This window comes from Lentilactobacillus sp. TOM.63 (genome assembly GCF_030361045.1).
Lineage (GTDB): Bacteria > Bacillota > Bacilli > Lactobacillales > Lactobacillaceae > Lentilactobacillus > Lentilactobacillus dabitei.
Genome location: NZ_JAUCAP010000145.1, coordinates 1 through 2,415, shown reverse-complemented (window position 1 = coordinate 2,415; position 2,415 = coordinate 1). Strand labels below are relative to the sequence as shown.

Annotated in this window: 3 protein-coding genes; all 3 read right to left on the bottom strand. The window is 41.7% G+C overall.

From position 1 onward, the window contains the following. Positions 1-127: 127 nt before the first annotated feature. A complete protein-coding gene (locus tag QUF07_RS13670) occupies positions 128-652 on the bottom strand; it encodes a helix-turn-helix domain-containing protein (RefSeq protein WP_289427994.1) in 525 nt (174 codons plus the stop codon). 87 nt (positions 653-739) lie between these two features. Further along, positions 740-1,585 (bottom strand): DNA/RNA non-specific endonuclease, encoded by an 846-nt coding sequence (locus tag QUF07_RS13665; RefSeq protein WP_289427992.1) that lies wholly within the window; start codon positions 1,583-1,585, stop codon positions 740-742. Between the two features lie 65 nt (positions 1,586-1,650). Continuing rightward, complete coding sequence (locus tag QUF07_RS13660; RefSeq protein ID WP_217165309.1) at positions 1,651-1,896, bottom strand: hypothetical protein; 246 nt, start codon at positions 1,894-1,896, stop codon at positions 1,651-1,653. Between the last annotated feature and the right edge of the window lie 519 nt (positions 1,897-2,415).

The following is a 2,415-nucleotide window of genomic DNA, read 5'->3' as shown; positions in this document are numbered from 1 at the left end:
AAGTGTTTCAATTGGCCATCCTTGTCTGGTAGCTTAAATTGACGCTTCCAGTAGAAAAAGGTATCTGGTGAAATTGGTAAGACCCGTAGAAGGTCAGTCAGCTTAAATTGGGCCTCGAGGGTGCAGATTACTTGGGCGAGTTCTTTGTTCGTTGCTTCATCGAGGCCAATAATTTTAACGCTTCATTTTTGATGCGTAACTCCAAATTTTCAGCTTCTAGTTGCTTAAGACGATTTTCTTCCAGAGAAAGTTTCTTCTTAGTTGACCGTTTCTTAGTCGGCTTCTTACGTTTATTTGTCATTTTAGGTTGCCGTCCTTTTGATATAGACAATAACCCATTTGGCCCCTGATTGCGATAAATTTCTTTCCATATCTGAATTTGTCTGGTACCAACATAACCAAACTTAGCCGCGACCTGAGTGTATGAGGCATTATTGGCAATCGCCCAGTGGGCAACTTCAACCCTGAATTCAGGGGTTATTTCTGGTGGGTTAAATAACACGTCTGTTCCATATGTTTGATAGGCTGAAACAAGCATCTGAAAAAGCATTACATGTATTTTATATTTATGCGCAATTCCGGTCAGAGAACCAGTACCAGAAGCATATTCTACAAGTGCTCTCAATTTTGTTCCTTTTGAAATCTTAGTCATAAAAAATACCTCCAAAGCTAAAGTTTTTACTTTAACTTTGGAGGTATAGGTCACAATCGTAATAATCTCTTTTTGTGTCTTAAATATCTAATTAACCACCTGGCTCATTCCAGTCTGATAATCAATCCTCACCCCAGCCTGCACATTCTTAATGTACACGTTGAAGTGGACGCGATTGCTGCCGATGGATTTACCTTGCATTTGAACACCACGTGCTAATAGATCGTGGGCTTTAAATACCGGTCGGACTTGGTACCTAATGTAATGTTTCTTGTTGCTCTTTAAATAGTAGGCAACCCGGTTTTCATATCGCAGCATGCCCGGCATATTCAGTGAGCGGGTACCGGTGATCAGGTTTCTCAGGTTGTTATTTTGCCCGGTCAACTGGTAGCCAATCAGGTGACAGCGATTGTACAGCCAACTGCCGTGGGCCTTCTTGTTATGCCAGCCGGTGGGGTCAACATACAATGGTTCCCGTTCAGCTCTTGGCATCAACCGCTTATTCAGCATGGCATTTGCGGTGGTTGCCCGGTTCAAGAAGTCCAACTGACCATACTTTTGCCAGGAACCATGCCGCAGTGATAGGGTGCTTTTGGAGAACTTTGGCCGGTTATGGTTGATGATCACCACTTGTTTGCCGGCGATCTTCAAATACTTACCACTGGAACTGGCGGCTTTTTTGCGGACTGTCTTCGCGCGTTTCCGAGTTGTTCGGCGGATTACTTTGCGCTTGCCGGGCTTGTAATCGGTTTTGGCTAACGTCAAACCTTTCTTTCGAGCTGTTGATAGGCTAACTCGATAGACTTTCTTGGCCCGGTTTAAGCCGCGATTATGCCGATGGTAGAAATAGTGCTTACCGGTCCGGGTAATGTAGACGTAAGTCGATGCGCTGGGCGTTTCGCTCGGTTGTGCATAACTAACGCCACCAACCATGAGGATCGTTAATAAAAAACAATAGATAAATTTCTTAATAGGATCATCCCCTCAGTCTCATTAACTTATTTTTCCCAGCCACAAAGGCGATAGTGGTGCGATTTTGCCCAGTGAAGAGTCACGTGGCGCTTGTGGCCGGCGTTATTCAATCCGCGGCAACTCCGGGCATAGTGATATCGTTTGCCGTGGTTCGGGGCAATCCACACCCAGGTTCGACTAGCTGATGCGGTCTTCGGCGGTACAATTGTAAAGGTTCCCCCAATGGTAAATGTGGCAATTAATACTAATGAAGCTTGTTTAAGCTTACTCATTTGCATTTCCTCCCAATATGTTTGTGATACACTGCACTTAGTATTTTATCACTAATAATTAAATAAGATAGAAGAAAATGACGTACCGCCGTTCCTAATTTTCATTTTATAAAATAGCTTGACAGCAAAAATGGATCGACAATCATCAAATTTGACTGCCGATCCATTTTGCGTATTTATTTATCAATTTTAGTAAATTTAATTCCAAACAATGCATGTTCATGAAATGTTCATATTTTGTTGAAGCCATTTTACGTTCGCTAGTGCCTGCTATGTCAGTAAGACAAACGGTTTAACAAATCTGACATACGCATTTTAAACACAAAGTTTTGATGATTTTATGAACATCAAGTTAACTTAAAGCCGAATTTAAACTTTTGTGATATTGTTTTTCCTTTGTAACCTTCCCGAAATAAAGCGGAAAATTTGTTTGTGTTTAGTAATATGGTAGATTGTAAAATTAATCCGAACGCTGTTCGGACAAAAAAGATCAGCTTCCTTTAAAATGGTGTTTACCAC